The sequence below is a fragment of the uncultured Campylobacter sp. genome, from assembly GCF_938045405.1.
Lineage (GTDB): Bacteria > Campylobacterota > Campylobacteria > Campylobacterales > Campylobacteraceae > Campylobacter_B.
Genome location: NZ_CALIMW010000249.1, coordinates 1 through 13,469 on the forward strand (window position 1 = coordinate 1; position 13,469 = coordinate 13,469).

Annotated in this window: 14 protein-coding genes and 1 pseudogene; 4 read left to right on the top strand and 11 right to left on the bottom strand. The window is 47.6% G+C overall.

Annotation, left to right across the window (positions count from 1 at the left end; genetic code table 11):
* Nucleotides 1-83: 83 nt before the first annotated feature.
* The 3 genes from Q0140_RS10190 to Q0140_RS10200 all read right to left on the bottom strand — a co-directional run bounded on the left by Q0140_RS10190 (nt 84) and on the right by Q0140_RS10200 (nt 2,149).
* Complete coding sequence (locus Q0140_RS10190) at nt 84-1,148, bottom strand: DUF4209 domain-containing protein (protein ID WP_297964266.1); 1,065 nt, start codon at nt 1,146-1,148, stop codon at nt 84-86.
* Between the two features lie 74 nt (nt 1,149-1,222).
* Nucleotides 1,223-1,849: a hypothetical protein gene (locus Q0140_RS10195; RefSeq protein WP_297964268.1), complete on the bottom strand. Its 627-nt coding sequence runs from the start codon at nt 1,847-1,849 to the stop codon at nt 1,223-1,225.
* Between the two features lie 27 nt (nt 1,850-1,876).
* Complete coding sequence (locus tag Q0140_RS10200) at nt 1,877-2,149, bottom strand: hypothetical protein (protein ID WP_297964270.1); 273 nt, start codon at nt 2,147-2,149, stop codon at nt 1,877-1,879.
* Nucleotides 2,150-2,324: 175 nt separating this feature from the next.
* On the opposite strand from Q0140_RS10200, the gene Q0140_RS10205 reads away from it, so the two are divergent.
* The 4 genes from Q0140_RS10205 (at nt 2,325) to Q0140_RS10220 (ending at nt 6,082) form a co-directional block, all read left to right on the top strand.
* Nucleotides 2,325-3,047 carry a DUF1963 domain-containing protein gene (locus Q0140_RS10205; protein ID WP_297964272.1) on the top strand — a complete coding sequence of 241 codons (723 nt, stop codon included), beginning with the start codon at nt 2,325-2,327 and terminating at the stop codon, nt 3,045-3,047.
* Between the two features lie 320 nt (nt 3,048-3,367).
* Nucleotides 3,368-4,177: an SMI1/KNR4 family protein gene (locus Q0140_RS10210; protein WP_297964274.1), complete on the top strand. Its 810-nt coding sequence runs from the start codon at nt 3,368-3,370 to the stop codon at nt 4,175-4,177.
* 142 nt (nt 4,178-4,319) lie between these two features.
* The gene (locus tag Q0140_RS10215) at nt 4,320-5,249 is read left to right on the top strand and encodes a DUF4299 family protein (protein WP_297964276.1); all 930 of its coding nucleotides are present in this window, start codon (nt 4,320-4,322) and stop codon (nt 5,247-5,249) included.
* A gap of 392 nt (nt 5,250-5,641) precedes the next feature.
* A complete protein-coding gene (locus tag Q0140_RS10220; protein ID WP_297964278.1) occupies nt 5,642-6,082 on the top strand; it encodes a hypothetical protein in 441 nt (146 codons plus the stop codon).
* A 49-nt stretch (nt 6,083-6,131) separates the two neighbouring features.
* Here the strand turns inward: Q0140_RS10220 and Q0140_RS10225 are convergent, their stop codons facing one another.
* The 8 genes and pseudogenes from Q0140_RS10225 to Q0140_RS10255 form a co-directional block, all read right to left on the bottom strand.
* Entirely contained in the window at nt 6,132-7,112 is a 981-nt protein-coding gene (locus tag Q0140_RS10225) for a DUF3137 domain-containing protein (protein WP_297964280.1), read from the bottom strand.
* Nucleotides 7,113-7,257: 145 nt separating this feature from the next.
* Nucleotides 7,258-7,686 carry a hypothetical protein gene (locus Q0140_RS10230; RefSeq protein ID WP_297964282.1) on the bottom strand — a complete coding sequence of 143 codons (429 nt, stop codon included), beginning with the start codon at nt 7,684-7,686 and terminating at the stop codon, nt 7,258-7,260.
* A gap of 468 nt (nt 7,687-8,154) precedes the next feature.
* The gene (locus Q0140_RS10235) at nt 8,155-8,937 is read right to left on the bottom strand and encodes a tetratricopeptide repeat protein (protein WP_297964284.1); all 783 of its coding nucleotides are present in this window, start codon (nt 8,935-8,937) and stop codon (nt 8,155-8,157) included.
* A gap of 439 nt (nt 8,938-9,376) precedes the next feature.
* Nucleotides 9,377-10,660 (bottom strand): arginine--tRNA ligase, encoded by a 1,284-nt coding sequence (argS, locus tag Q0140_RS10240; protein WP_366112872.1) that lies wholly within the window; start codon nt 10,658-10,660, stop codon nt 9,377-9,379.
* A gap of 297 nt (nt 10,661-10,957) precedes the next feature.
* Nucleotides 10,958-11,173: pseudogene (locus tag Q0140_RS12690) on the bottom strand (arginine--tRNA ligase); the annotation flags it as partial.
* 5 nt (nt 11,174-11,178) lie between these two features.
* Nucleotides 11,179-11,394, bottom strand: coding sequence for a twin-arginine translocase TatA/TatE family subunit (tatA, locus tag Q0140_RS10245; protein WP_177388991.1), 216 nt, complete (start codon nt 11,392-11,394; stop codon nt 11,179-11,181).
* 10 nt (nt 11,395-11,404) lie between these two features.
* Nucleotides 11,405-12,019, bottom strand: a complete 615-nt coding sequence (gmk, locus tag Q0140_RS10250; RefSeq protein ID WP_297964289.1) for a guanylate kinase — start codon at nt 12,017-12,019, stop codon at nt 11,405-11,407.
* Nucleotides 12,019-13,469: hypothetical protein (locus Q0140_RS10255; RefSeq protein ID WP_297964291.1), on the bottom strand; the 1,451-nt coding region annotated here is incomplete at its 5' end. The genes gmk and Q0140_RS10255, both read right to left, overlap by 1 nt.

Below are 13,469 nucleotides of genomic sequence, written 5' to 3' on the forward strand. Positions count from 1 at the left end.
ATTGCATTTAAAATTTTAAAATTTAGAGATTTTAGAAATTTTAGTTCAAAATTTTTACGCTTAAAATTTTAAATTTATTGGTGCTATATTGTATACAAAACACACTTATTAACCACTAGCTTAAGACAAAGCCACCAAATATAAACATCAGCACTGTTTGGAGATTCGCTGACCAGTCCATGACATATTTTATTTCTGTAGTTTAGTCCCATCGGCTCCGTTAGTAAAAATTTTAACTCTTCCGCCAAATCTCTCCCGAGCAATTCATATATTTTTGGTTCTTGTAAAAGCGAGTTTATGCTTTTTTCCGATTCTACGCCGTATTCATCGATAGTAGTCGTAGGAATTTTTTCTTGTTGTAGTAAAATTCTCGCCAAATGCTCTATTTGAGGTATCAACAAATGGCTTGAAACCAAAAAGTTTCTATCAAAGCCATAATATAAACCTTGCGCCCAGATATCTGTCCTGCCAGCCGGAACTATGCTAGAATTTCTGCAAATATCATATATTAAACGCATAGACACTCTATGTTCCTCTAAAATTTGCCAAAATGCGGGCAGTATTCTGCCGTCTACCGCCAACTCGACATGTATATGGTATTGCTGGTACATTTCATGTTTTAATCGGTCATCTTTTGTAGTTATTTGCGACAATTTTCTTCCGTCAGCATCTACGTAAATTTGAGTAATAAGATTTGAAAAAAGAGACTTTTTTAAAAGCTTCTCGGATGACTTTTTGATATCTTCATATAGTGGATTTGCTGTGATATTAGCTAGGCATAATACCGCTTTGGATAGTTGCTTGCCTTTTACTGCTAGCTTTGCATTATTTTGATAGCGTGAAATATTGATCTTATCGGTAGCAATCAAGCTCATTTCGCTTATAATATCTTGGTTATTTTGCCCCATCAGCTTGCGTATCTCGTCTATTTTTTGATCGATTCCGAGCTCATTTCTATCTTTTGCAGGAATGCTTCTGAGCTCTTTTAGTGCTTGCTCTAGGTCTATTTTTGACGGTATAGCGCTACTTTCTTTTGCTTTTTCTATTAAGATATTAGCTATTTTGAGTGCGATTTCGGCTATTTTACGGCTATTTTTGAGCTTCTTATACCATTTTTGCGACTCTTGATAATATCTGGTTGCTGCCACAAAATCTTTTTCTTTCGCAAAGGTATCGGCGAGTTTTTCTAATTTTTCAGCTACGCTTGGTTGCAGTTTTCTGCTTAGCTCACGATATCCAATAAATACGACATCCTTAAGCAGTAGTATTGATCGATCGGTTCCGCTTTATTAAAGCATTCTAAAATTTTATTTAGTATTTCGGCGTATTGATTTTTTGTGATTTTGGATAGTCGCGATAGTCTGATAGCCCTCTCAAACGCATCTATCTTAAATTGATTTAGCGACTTTGGCTCTAGAGATATTTTCGAGTACTCATTTACGGCGATCTCTAAAAATTTGATATTTTTAGGGCTTTTTAAAATCCATAAAATATCTGCTATCCTTGATTTTAGTCTGCAATCGGTTATTTCATCCAAAATACTCGCTAAAAATTCCAAATTTTGCTCGGTAAAATCCTCTAATATCGCCCATCTGTAATCGCCCGCGATGCACCCGGCTTCGTACGGCTCATTTGTGCTTTTAGGTTTTAAGGTCATAGAGCAAGCGTCCCTTAATAAATAAAATACCTTACTTACTTTTAAATCCCCGTTTTTAAAATTTTCCTCGCACAAGTACGCGAATTTAGAACTGTAATCATGAAAATATTTTGTGTCTTTTAATATTTCGTCTAAGTTTATACCTAAAAAATCATCTTTGGTTATCGTTATTTGCCGTATTTCTTCAATCAAATTTTTTCCTCCACGCTCATTAATAAGTTAAAATTCTAAAAGCTTCGCATTAAAAGCAAGCCTTGCGTAAATTTTATCGTAGTCTAGTGATACGCCGCTTTGCAGCGCATCAAGCCTAGAGCTGATAAATTTGCCTACATCGCCCGTCTCGTCCTCGCCGACCCAGTCAAGCATCCAAACAAGCCCTTTTCCGATAAGCGCATCCAAAAACTCGCCGTCATTCATCTCGCCTATCTTCTCAAAACCGCCCGTCTCGCCCGCCGTCAAATGCTTTAGGACGCAGCACTGATCTTTCGTCATTTTCGCTCCTTTGATTAAATTTACCGCCTACGTGGGTCTGTTTAAATTTTACTCTCAAAAAGCTTTAAGCTCACTTTTCGCAACTCCTTACACTGCAAATTTAGCTCGCGGCGGCGGGTAAAATTTACGCTATAATTTCACAAAAGCGCTAAAATTCCAACCGAAAAGGACGCAAATGCAAACGGATCTGCAAGAAAAGATTAAGGAGCTGCAGCGCAAGATCGCGCGCGAAATCACCTATTTTCAGACGGGCGGCGTGAGGCCGCGAGGCGCGATCGATGAGTGCTGGATCGGCCGCGTGCTTGCCTGCGCGGCGGACGAGGAGCTGCCTGTGGATCAAAACGGTGCGCCAATGCTTCCTCTGGCGCAGTTTTACCTGCCCGCGCTGCCCTACGTGCCGCAGGTCTTGGACGGCGTCAAGCTGCTTACGGTCTTCATCTCGCAGGATCTCATCGGCAAATCCCCTGAGCAGATGGACGGCCTATGGACAATCCGCGAGTATAAAAACGAGGCCGAGCTCGTCATAAAGGAGCTTGCAAATCCGCGCTCGCAGATAAAGCCCTTTCCTTTGCAACCCAAATTTGCCGCGGACGATACGCCCGTTTGGGACGGCGGCGGGCTGGAGCCTGACGTCGTGCACGAAATTTTAGAGCTTAAAAGGTCAGTCGGGCTCTATTATTCCGACGTCACGGCTGGGCTGGAGTATCACAACTGCACGAAGCTCGGCGGCTACCCCTCCTTTTGCCAGTCAGGAGTGAGCTTCGGCGAGGGCTATCAGTTCGTTTTTCAGGTCTCTTCAGACGAAAAAGCGGGCTTTAACGTCATAGACGGCGGCAGCTTGATGTTTGCCAAAAACCCGCAAAGCGGCGCATGGAGCCTGTATTATGATTTCGATTAGGCGCGCGAAAGGCTTTAGCTCACCCGCAAAATTCCGCCGCTTCAAACAGACGCCGGGAGCGAGTAAATTTACGATGAATTTTATCGGCGTGCGGCTTTGAGCCCGCTCGGTGCGAATTAAATTTAGACGGCGCCTGATATAGGTTAAATTTAAGCCGCCGAGAGGCGAGCCGTATAGATGCAGGCGAGCCGAATACAACGAGCGGGTCGTGAAAAATTCGACGCCGCAAAATTTTAAAATTTTATAACTGAGATTTCGGCTTCGAGCTTAAAATTTAAGGCGCGCTTGAAATTTTAACCCGTAAATTTAAAGGAGCGAAAATGAACGCAAACGAGCTTGCAAACATCTGGCGCAGGCCGATCTACCTGCCATATCTGCAAGAACCGCTCACGCCCGAGTCGCTGAGGGCCGCGGAGGAGGAGCTAGGACACGCCCTGCCGCGCGAGCTAGTCATGATGCTAAGCGTGCAAAACGGCGGCTACCTGCGCTACGAGCTGGAGAGCTACCCGCTGGACGCCGTCAGCGGCATCGGCGAGGCGCATCCGTCGCTTACGCGCTTTAGCTGGGGCGAGGAGCGCGAGTGCGTGAGCTTCGAGCTTGACGGGCTGGTGCCCTTCAGCGGCGACGGGCATTGGTATCTGTGCCTGGACTACCGCGCGAGCGAACAGCCTGCGGTCGCCTATATCGACGTCGAATGCGATGAGCAAAGCATCATCGCGCAGGATTTCGCTTCGTTTTTGGCGCTTTTGCGGCTCGATACGGGCGGCAAGATCGCGCTACAAACGGGGCTCGATCTAAATGGCACGAAGGCGCGGCTGGAGGAAATTTTGAGCGTGCGTGCTAGAGCCGCAGAACCGCAGCTTTACGGCTTTAGCGTATATAATTTCGCTCGCGATGGCAGCGTGCTGAGCCTTAGCCCGAACGAGGTTCGGCTCGGATTTGCCAGGCGAGGCGAGCGGCGTTTTAAGGAGCTTAAAAACTTTAGCGAGCCCGCCCTGCGCTATGCTGAGCTGGATGCGGGCGCGATGATACTGGACATTTTCAAAGAGGAGCTGATGGGTGAAATTTTGCGCGAGCTAAAGGATGCGGGTTTGTGCGCACAGAGCCTAAAAGACGCGATCGGCGCGTAAGCTTTTGCAATTATTAGTGAGTTTTGTGCGGGCTGCGGCGCACGCTCATGCAACCAGCAATGCGGGCTTGCGAGCACAAATTTAGCCCGCTGCGACGGGTAAAATTTCGCTATAATTTTGCCGTTTCAATAAGGAGAAAACGATGAGCGTAGAATTTCGCGTCAAAAACAAAAAGCGACCGCTATTTATGGGCTATTCGGATGCTATGAGCGTTAGCAAGGCATTGGATCTGCTGCCCGATCTATCGGTATTTGGCATAGACGAGAGCGCCGAGGACTTTGACGAGAGGGCGTTTTTAAAATCGCCTTTGAGCGAGCATGAGTGTCTGATTTTAGGCGTGCGGGGCAAGAGCGGGCGCGGTATGGAGCTTAGCTACGATGAGGATCAGCAAAGCTACGCCGTGCGCGTAAATACGCCCGCGACGATCTTTGATTGGGTTTTGGCGATCTCGTATCTGCAGGCGCTATCTAAGCAGCTGGGGGGCGAGATCACGGATGAAAACGGCGAAATTTACACCCACGACAGTATAGAGCAATTCGACTACGAGCGCGATATAGCGGCGGGGCTACATTCGATAGATCAACACTTAAGCGGCGATACGGAGGTAAATTTTTGCTACGGGGTGCAGAGACCTTTTGCGATAAACCGCGCGATGATGGATGAAATTTTAGCCTCGTATAACTCCGCCGCCGAGTTTAGCAAGCGACTAACCGAGGTACAGTATCTCGACGCTTACAGCGCGCACCAGAGGTTTTACCGAAATGGAGATGACGGCACGATAATGGGCTCATACGCGCTCACGCAGGACCTACCCACTATCCTGCCCTACAAGCCGTTTGTGGAGTGGCAAAACGCGGAGATGCTGAAAAATAGCGACGTAGCGCGCTGGCAGATCGCGCTCATAGGCATAGAGGGCGACGAAAACGACGCAGGTAACTACCGCGCCATCGTCGAGCTGGAATACGGCGAGTTTATCGCGCGGCTGCCGAAGCGAAACTACCGCTTCATCGATGCGAGCTATATTTTGGTGGATGGGCTAAACGCCGAGCAGCTAAAGGCGCTGGCAGGCTAAATTTTACTTGCGATGAAATTCTACAGAATTTTATCGAGGATTGACGCCGCAAAATTTAAAGCCATCGAGGCTTAACGTTGCAAATCTAAAGTAGCAGAATTTGTGGTAAATCTCGCGGCGGGCAAAATTCTAAAAGGCGGAATTTTATCGCGATGAGATATTTTAGGTTTATCACGGTAAAATTCCGTTGCGATAGAATTTTACCGTCATATGGTTGACGCGCTAAACAGTGCCCGACCGAAAGAAGCTAAAGGCGATCTGTTTCTCGAACGATCCCGCGATGAAAAAATAAATATTATCGTATCTTACGGTATTTACACAGCAAACGACGCTTCAGGTGGAATCTTAGATCAGCTTTAATAAACGGGCGTGAACGAAATTAAGGAAATGAAATGGATAAAAAAACACGAACAAGAACATTTCTATGGCAATATATGATCGTGGTAATTTTTATAATTTTAGGACTATTTTTAATAAGCGGATATTACAATATCTATTTTTTCTTTATTGCGGCTTGTGTATTTATTGCGGTAATATATAGGTGCTCTCCGCTTATTAAAATTTTTAAGCAACAAGGCTTATTTTTTATCCTTTTGGGTTTAAACATCTTACTTTTAGCTAACGGCAAAGACTGGAACGAAGGCTCTATGAAAAGCTCATTTTATTATATTCCCGCACTCGGCGAGCTTACCGACACCTTATATGGTTGGCTTTTATTTTCGGCTTTTTTATTGTGTATTCCCTTATTACTTTATATGGCTTTTCTTTATGCAATCTCAAGTATCGTGTATCATGACTATTTAGATAGCTTGGAGAGGGACGAAACGGAGTAATTTGGGCTTTAGTAGGCTTAAATTTAGTGCCAATTAGCTGCGGCGCGCGTTAATCAGCCAAAATCGCCGCCCCGCTTAAATCCGGGTTCAAATTTAGCTCGTCTATTATCGATAAAAACTCTAAAATTTCATTTTTGATCCCCGCAGCGTCCTCTAAGCTCGGCGGCGGCGAAAAGAGCGTTGTTTCAAACTTATTTTTCGCTCCGTTTAAAAATAGATAAAGCTTATCGTCCATAAACGCCGCGCTCACCCCCATTTTCCCCGCGAATTTTTCCTTTAGCTCTCGCAGGCGCTGCATAAACGCGGGCGTCAAAAGATATCGCGCCTCTACTCTATCGTCCGCAAAGACCCTAAATTCTTTGCTAAAAAACACGTCGTCCATCTGTTCTTTTTCGCCTAAAAATCTGGTGTTTAGCGTGCGACTCGCGACTATCGTTTGCCCGCTAAATTTCTTGTAAAACTCGCAGACCAAGACCGAGCCACTGAACGCCTGCATATCCTTCATCGTCTCCCATGCAAAAATTATCGCGGATAGCAAATTTAGCGCCGCCGAGTCGCCGATTTCCAGCGTCGCACCATTTGGGATGCGGATCGCTTCGCTGAGGTTAAATTTGACGCCGTTATAAATGCCGCTGATTTGGTCTTCGGCGCGAAACTCATCGGGCGAATAGATGCCGATTTTGCGAAATTCTTTACGGCTGATGCCGGCATTCGGATCGTAGTTAAAATTTGGATCTACCTCGCGGATAGCGACGCGGACGAAAACGTCTTTATAAAACGCTTTATAATCCCCCAGCTCGCTGGTCACTCGGCTAGCGTTAGCCATTAGCGCGGCTTGAAAAAACGGAATATAGATAATGATGAAAAATAGCGGTGCAAGGCGATTTTCAAAAAGATGCCATACGGCAAATCCGCCGCCTACGGGCAGCGCTATTATAAATAAAATTCCCAAAAACAGATACTTTATAAATGCTAGCCGGCACTCTTTTTGCTTTTTTGCGGTTGCCTCTATGGCTTCGTTTATATTCAAAATTTTACCTTTTTCTAAATTTGCGCAGCGGATTTCGCGCTCGGAGCGAATTTTAGCAAAATTTGCGCCGCAAAGATACGGCGAGCGTGAGTAAATTTTATTCGGTGGATTTGTAAATCTATGAAATTTGCGTCGCGGCGGCGATCTACCCGGACGTGCGCTGATTTAGCCACATTTTAAGATTGCCCGCGCCCTCTTTTAGCACCCCAAATCCTGCCGCGGCAATACAGACAAAATTAATTAGAGAGCCCCTCCCACCGACGTTTAAAATCCCAAAGCCCACGATCCACAGCGCCGCGCCGAAACCCAGTGTACACACGGCGGTCGCGATCCCCAGCTTGCGGCGCAAAGGGCTTGGTTTGCGCGCTACCCAAACCCGCGTAATCACGTAGCTGCCCGCATATCCTCCGCGGATGAAATACGCGCGCGCAAGCTCGCCCTCTTCTACGGGGATATCGTTAAACTCGCCGCGCAGCTTTACGCCGTCTATCTCGAAAAATACCCAAATTTTGCTATTTCCTCTTGCGGCGTGGACGCGGAGATTTCGAACCTCGCCCGTGATCTCATATTCCAATTTACCTCCTCAAACAGCTTTGCGCTTTGCTTCCGCGCTAAATTCCGCGCCGTAAAATTTTAAAATCTAAAATTTGCCTTGCTTGCAGCGCCGTCCGTAAAATTTTAAAGTTGAGATTCTGCAAGTCCTGAATTTAGAGCTAAGCCTTAAAATTTCATAGCGATAGAATTTCAAGTAAAGCTCGCCGCTAAATTTAGCTAATCGCATGCACTGGCTATTGCGTCTTACTGAATTTCGCATGTCGTAAAATCTCGGCGAAATTGCGCGCGCTACAAAAGCTCACAAACCCGTCGCGGCAATATCGCAGACAAAGCCCATCGCAAAAACCAATACCGCGCGACGAGCAGCGCAAACAGGCAGTGCAAGGCAGACCGCGTAAAACAGACGGTGCACGGCGAGCAATACAAAACAGGCGGCGTGCACGGCAGGCAGTGCAAATCGGCAAATGTGCGCCGGGCTACCAAGCGCCTACTTCTTTAAAATTTGCTCTTTCATGAATTCGTAGAGCTGGCAGGATTTTTTATTGCCCGCGTCGCAGCCCTTTTTGACCCATCCAAGCCCCTTGGAAAATCCGCGCAGATCCCCCTTGCTCACATATAAATAGCCTAAATTATTGCAGGCATCGCCGAAGCCCAGCTCGCAGGATTTGGTGTAAAGCTTCTCCGCCTTGTCGCGATCCTGCGGCGCGCCGAGGCCCTTATCATACGCAACGCCAGCGTTATAGCAGCTGTCCGCTAGCCCGCCGTCACAGCCTCGCTCGAAAAAGCTCACCGCCTTTGCCGGATCCGCCGCAAGCCCGAAACCGCCCGTGTAATAGACCACGCCCGCATTGTGGCAACTCTTGGCATAGCCCAAATCGCAGGCCTTAACGTAACGCTGCGCGGCGGCAACGAAGTCCCTGCTTAGGCGCCCTCGCTGATACAGGTTGCCTAGCTTGTGGCAGGCTATGGCGACGTTTTTATCGCACGCTGCGGCATAAAATACGCCCGCTTGCGTCGCATTGCCCTCGCCGTCGTATAGAGCTCCCAAATCAAAGCAGCTATCTTTCTCGCCCGCCTCGCAAGCCTTGGCAAAAGCGAGCCTGGCGCCATCGTAATCTCCGCGGGAAAGCTTGTCGCGCCCCAGCTGCGCACAGCTTACGCCATCGCCGCGGTAGCATTTGAACGACAAAACGGGTGACGGCAAAAAAAGTACCATAACCAAGACGCAAACGGCGATAGAAAGTGCCGTTATGTCGATGATCTTTCTCATATCTATCCTTTTTGCAGCGATGCGCCGCGGGGCTTAAGGAGCGGTCTTGCAGACAAATCCCGTCCGAATAAATTTTGCGGATGAAATTCCCTCACATGAAATTTAATCTGCACAAAAATTTTAGTACCTTAAGCCTTGTTTTAAAATTTTACTTAAAACTTCCACGCCGCAAAATTTTAAAATTTCAAAATTCCGCAAGCGGTAAATTTGCAGCCGAATTTTAAATTTTAAGAACCGCACCCAGCGCCACAGCAATACCGCAAAATCGCTCGCAAAATTCTAAAATTAAAATTTTACGAGCCGTAAATTTAGAATTAGTTTTAAAATTCCATAGCGATAAAATTTCATCCCAGATTCCGCCGTAAAATTTCGCTTTGTATTTAAATCATAAATTTCGTTCGTGAGATTTAGGCTATCGGCGCGAATGTAGCCTGTGCGGCTACATCTTCTCTTTCGCGCTTAGGCCCATCAGAGCAAACGCCGTGCGGATACTAAGCGCCACGAGCGCGAACAGCTTGAGCTTCGCATCCTCGTTCTCGCTGCCTACGACGCGATTTTCATTGTAGTATTTGTGAAAGTCCGCCGCGAGCGCCTTTAGGAAATCGGGCAGCTTCTGCAAGCCGCGCGAATTAAAAGCGTCGTTTAAAATTTCATTCAAGCTAAGCGCCGCAAAAGCTAGGCCGAGCCCCGCTTCATCCAGCGCGCCGAAGTCCGCACCTAGGACGTCCGCCTCACGCTTGCCCGCTTTGGTAAAAATTTGATTGACCCGCGCATGGGCGTAGTTGATGTAAAAGATCGGATTGCTGCTGTCCTCGCGCGCGAGCTCGTCCACGTCGAACTCAAGCGGCGTCTCGCCCTTTTTGCTGATGAAGATAAATCGCATAGCGTCTCTACCGATCGCGGCGAGCACGTCGCTCATCAAAATCGCGTTGCCCGCGCGCTTGCTCATCTTGTAGGTCTGCCCGTCTTTGAGCAAATTTACCATCTGCATTAGGATGATCTCGAGCCTGCTTTCGTCGTAGCCCAGAAAATGCACGGCGGCCTTTAATCGCGCGATGTAGCCGTGATGATCGGCTCCCCAGATGTTGATGCAGCGCTCATATCCGCGCTCAAATTTGTTGTTATGATAGACGATGTCGCCCGCAAGATAGGTCGGGCGCGCATCCTCGCGGATGACGACGCGATCTTTTTCGTCGCCAAGCTGCGATGAGCGGATCCAAATTTTGCCCTCCGCCTCATACATCTTGCCGCTGCGCTCAAGCTTCTTAATCGTAGGCTCAAGCTCGCCGTAGAGGCTCTTTTCGCTAGCCCAGTTTTGGATGTGAATGCCCGCATCTGCAAGATCTTTTTGGATGATCTTTAGCACTTCATCCTTAGCAAACTCCGCAAGGATCAAAACGCGCGATTCGTCGCGGAAAATTTCATCGCCGAATTGGGCGCGCGCAAGAGGGATGATCTCGTCGATATACTCGCCGCGGTAGTATTTCTCGGGGTAGCTCACGTCCTCGCCCGCGAGCTCGCGCGCACGAAGCGCGATCGAAGTGCCCAAAAGCTCGATCTGATTGCCCGCGTCGTTGATGTAGTACTCGGTATCGACGCGGTGCCCCAGATAGCCTCCGATACGCGCGAACGTATCGCCGTAAACGGCGCCGCGCACGTGCCCGATATGAAGCGGCCCGGTCGGATTGGCGCTGATGTATTCAAGCAAAATTTTTTGCGGCATAACGGAGGAATTCCGCGCCTCATCGCAATTTGATGCTGCGAGGGAATTTGACGCCTCTGCAGAATTCTGCGAAATAAAATTTTGACTAGCGACGGAATTTTGCGATTTGGCGGTGTCATTGCCACTCGCAGCTAGATTCGTAGCGGAGTCTTTGCAAGCAGGATCACTCACGCAAATCTTTTCCGAAGCCGATAAAATTCCGGCTCCGAGTTTCGCGTCGTTTTTCGCAAAATCGCCGCCCAGACTAAGAGCATTTTCAGCAAGAGCACCCAACACGGCGGGTTTTAGGTGAAAATTTAGATAGCCGTTCACCGCCGTAGCGCTTAGAATTTCGCTATATTTAAATTTAGCCGTAAGCTCCTCGGCGATGAGCTTAGGCGCCTTTCGCAGCTCCTTAGCCAGCGCAAAAGCCTCGGGCGAGGCGTAATGAGCCAAACTTTTATCTTTGGGTCTTTCTAAAACGACTTTGCGAGATAAAATTTTAAAAATTTCATTTAAGACTAAATTTTTCAAATCCTTTACGCCTTTTTAGTATCGCTGATTTCGGCGTCTTTAACCTCTTGCTCCATCTTTTTCTCGACCTTTTGCGGTTCGTCGTCCTCTTCCATCTCTTTTTTGAAAGTCTTTATGCCCTGTCCTAGACCCTTTGCAAGCTCTGGGATTTTTTTCGCTCCGAACAGCAACACAACAACGATCAAAACAATCAGCCAGTGTCCAATACTCATAGAACCCATTTTTTCTCCTTTAAATTTTCCAAATTTCGATTAGCTTGCCTATGTCGCGGCTCGCCGTTTCTAATTTGATAGTTTTATAGATCGATTTTAAATTTTCATATGCCGCTTCCAGGCGGTCGTTTATTATGAAATAATCATACTCGCCTAGGCGCTCCATCTCCTCTTGCGCGTTTTGCAGGCGTAAAGCAATATCGGCAGGATCATTATCGCCGCGAGCGCGCAACCTATCCCTAAGCTCCGACAAGCTCGGCGTAGTAATAAATACGCTAGTAAGCTCGCTTTTAGGCACTTTGCTACGCACGATCTCATATCCTTGCACATCGATGTCAAAAATCACGATCTTACCCCGCTCAAGCTCGCTCGTAGCGGCTTTTAGCGAAGTACCGTAATATTTGCCGTGGACCAACGCCCACTCTAAAAACTCTCCGCGCTCGATGCCTGCGCGAAACTCGCTCTCGCTTATGAAATGATAATTTACGCCGTCCGCTTCGCCCGCACGCATTTCACGCGTCGTAGAGGAGATCGAGAAGTATATCTGCTCGCCAAATTCTGCGATAAGACGCTTTATGAGCGTGCTTTTGCCGCTGCCGCTGGGACCGGAGACGAGCAAAATTTTGCCTTTCACTATCTGTCTCCAAACGATATATCGATATTGATCTTAAAGTCCTTCAGCGCGTCTTTGGCGTCCTTGCTGCCCGCAAATTTCTCGATCGTGTTTGCGATGCCCGCTTCCAGATCATCGCGCAGTTTGGTTTTCAGCTCCTCGGCGCTCGGTTTTTTACCGTGCTCGTTACGCAGCGGCTCGCTTTTGGCGCTGGGCTCTAACTCGCTTGCCATAAGGCTGGCAAACTCCGCCGCAGCCGAAGCGGCAAGCTCATTCGGCATAGCTTGTGCGCCAAATTTCATCTCATTTACCTGCTCGGACGTACCAAATTTAGGAGATTTAAATTCGGTGCGCTCCGAAGGCTTTGATATAGGCTTTGAAGCATTAAATTTTATCTGCTGCGCGGCGCTCTTTGCGGGCTTACCGGATTTAAATTGCTCGCTATCTGCGGAGCTTGCGGCAAACGAGTTTGCAAAATCGCCCTCCATAGCGCGCAAAAATCCGTCCGCAAACCCGCCGGCAACGCTATCAGCTTGTTCTCTTTGCTTCGGTAAATCTGAGGCATCTAATATGTGCGGCAAGTTTAGCTCCGAAAAATTCGGCGCAGGAGTAGAATTTGTAGTCCTGATATTGCTAGAATTTGCAGAAGCTGCAAAATTCGCGGAAGCTGCAAAATTCGCGCCAATTGAATTCCATGTTTCATTATGAGTAGACATAGGCGTATTCTGTGCAAGTCCGCCGGTAAATTCCATGCTTTGAAACGGAACGGCGTTATAAAGATTTTCACGAGGTATATCGCCCGCACCCGCTAACGCAATCGGCGTATCTGAAGCGACCTCGTATTGAGACGAAATTTGCGTCTTTTGAGAATCCGTAGCCGCTTTATTTTTATCATGCGCAGATCTTTTATCCTCTTTTTCATCGGAAGCAAACGCAGCCGCGGCAAAATTATCATATCCGCCAAACTCCTCCACGGGCATGCCAGCGCTATCGAAAAGCCTGGAAAAATCCATATCAAATCCACTGTTAACAGACGCGCCAGCTGCATCTTGCACTACTTGCGAGGCAGAATTTTTTTCATCTGTTTTATAGGCAAATGAGCCGTCTGATTCATGCTGTTTAAGCGTAACATCCACAGAGTCTTTCGCTTCCTCTAGATTAGGCGCAGCGTCTGCCTTTTTTTCAACGGCAATTTCATTAGAGCTGCCAGCTCTTTGCGGCTCGTCTTGCTGCGCAAGCGGTAAAGTTTCGCTTGCCCGTGTGGCGGGAATTTCATCTTCTGTCTGCGATTTATTTGTTTTGAAATTCTTAGGATTTTCATCATCTAGCGCCGCTAGAGCTATCGGAGCGTCATCCTTTGCGAGCGAAATTTCATCTTGAGGCGCGTGATTACTTTCGGCGGGTTCGTTTGTGCCGATACTATTTAACGGCACATCCTCAGGGATATCGCTAGCAGCTAAGTTTAGAGGCA

What these genes read in the sequence shown, in the direction of transcription:
- Q0140_RS10210 (WP_297964274.1), top strand. Translation starts at nt 3,368, where the DNA reads ATGAACGCAAACGAGCTTGCAAACATCTGGCGCAGGCCGATCTACCTG.
- Q0140_RS10200 (WP_297964270.1), bottom strand. Translation starts at nt 2,149, where the DNA reads ATGACGAAAGATCAGTGCTGCGTCCTAAAGCATTTGACGGCGGGCGAG.
- Q0140_RS10235 (WP_297964284.1), bottom strand. Translation starts at nt 8,937, where the DNA reads ATGAGAAAGATCATCGACATAACGGCACTTTCTATCGCCGTTTGCGTC.
- Q0140_RS10205 (WP_297964272.1), top strand. Translation starts at nt 2,325, where the DNA reads ATGCAAACGGATCTGCAAGAAAAGATTAAGGAGCTGCAGCGCAAGATC.
- tatA (WP_177388991.1), bottom strand. Translation starts at nt 11,394, where the DNA reads ATGGGTTCTATGAGTATTGGACACTGGCTGATTGTTTTGATCGTTGTT.
- argS (WP_366112872.1), bottom strand. Translation starts at nt 10,660, where the DNA reads ATGCCGCAAAAAATTTTGCTTGAATACATCAGCGCCAATCCGACCGGG.
- Q0140_RS10220 (WP_297964278.1), top strand. Translation starts at nt 5,642, where the DNA reads ATGGATAAAAAAACACGAACAAGAACATTTCTATGGCAATATATGATC.
- Q0140_RS10215 (WP_297964276.1), top strand. Translation starts at nt 4,320, where the DNA reads ATGAGCGTAGAATTTCGCGTCAAAAACAAAAAGCGACCGCTATTTATG.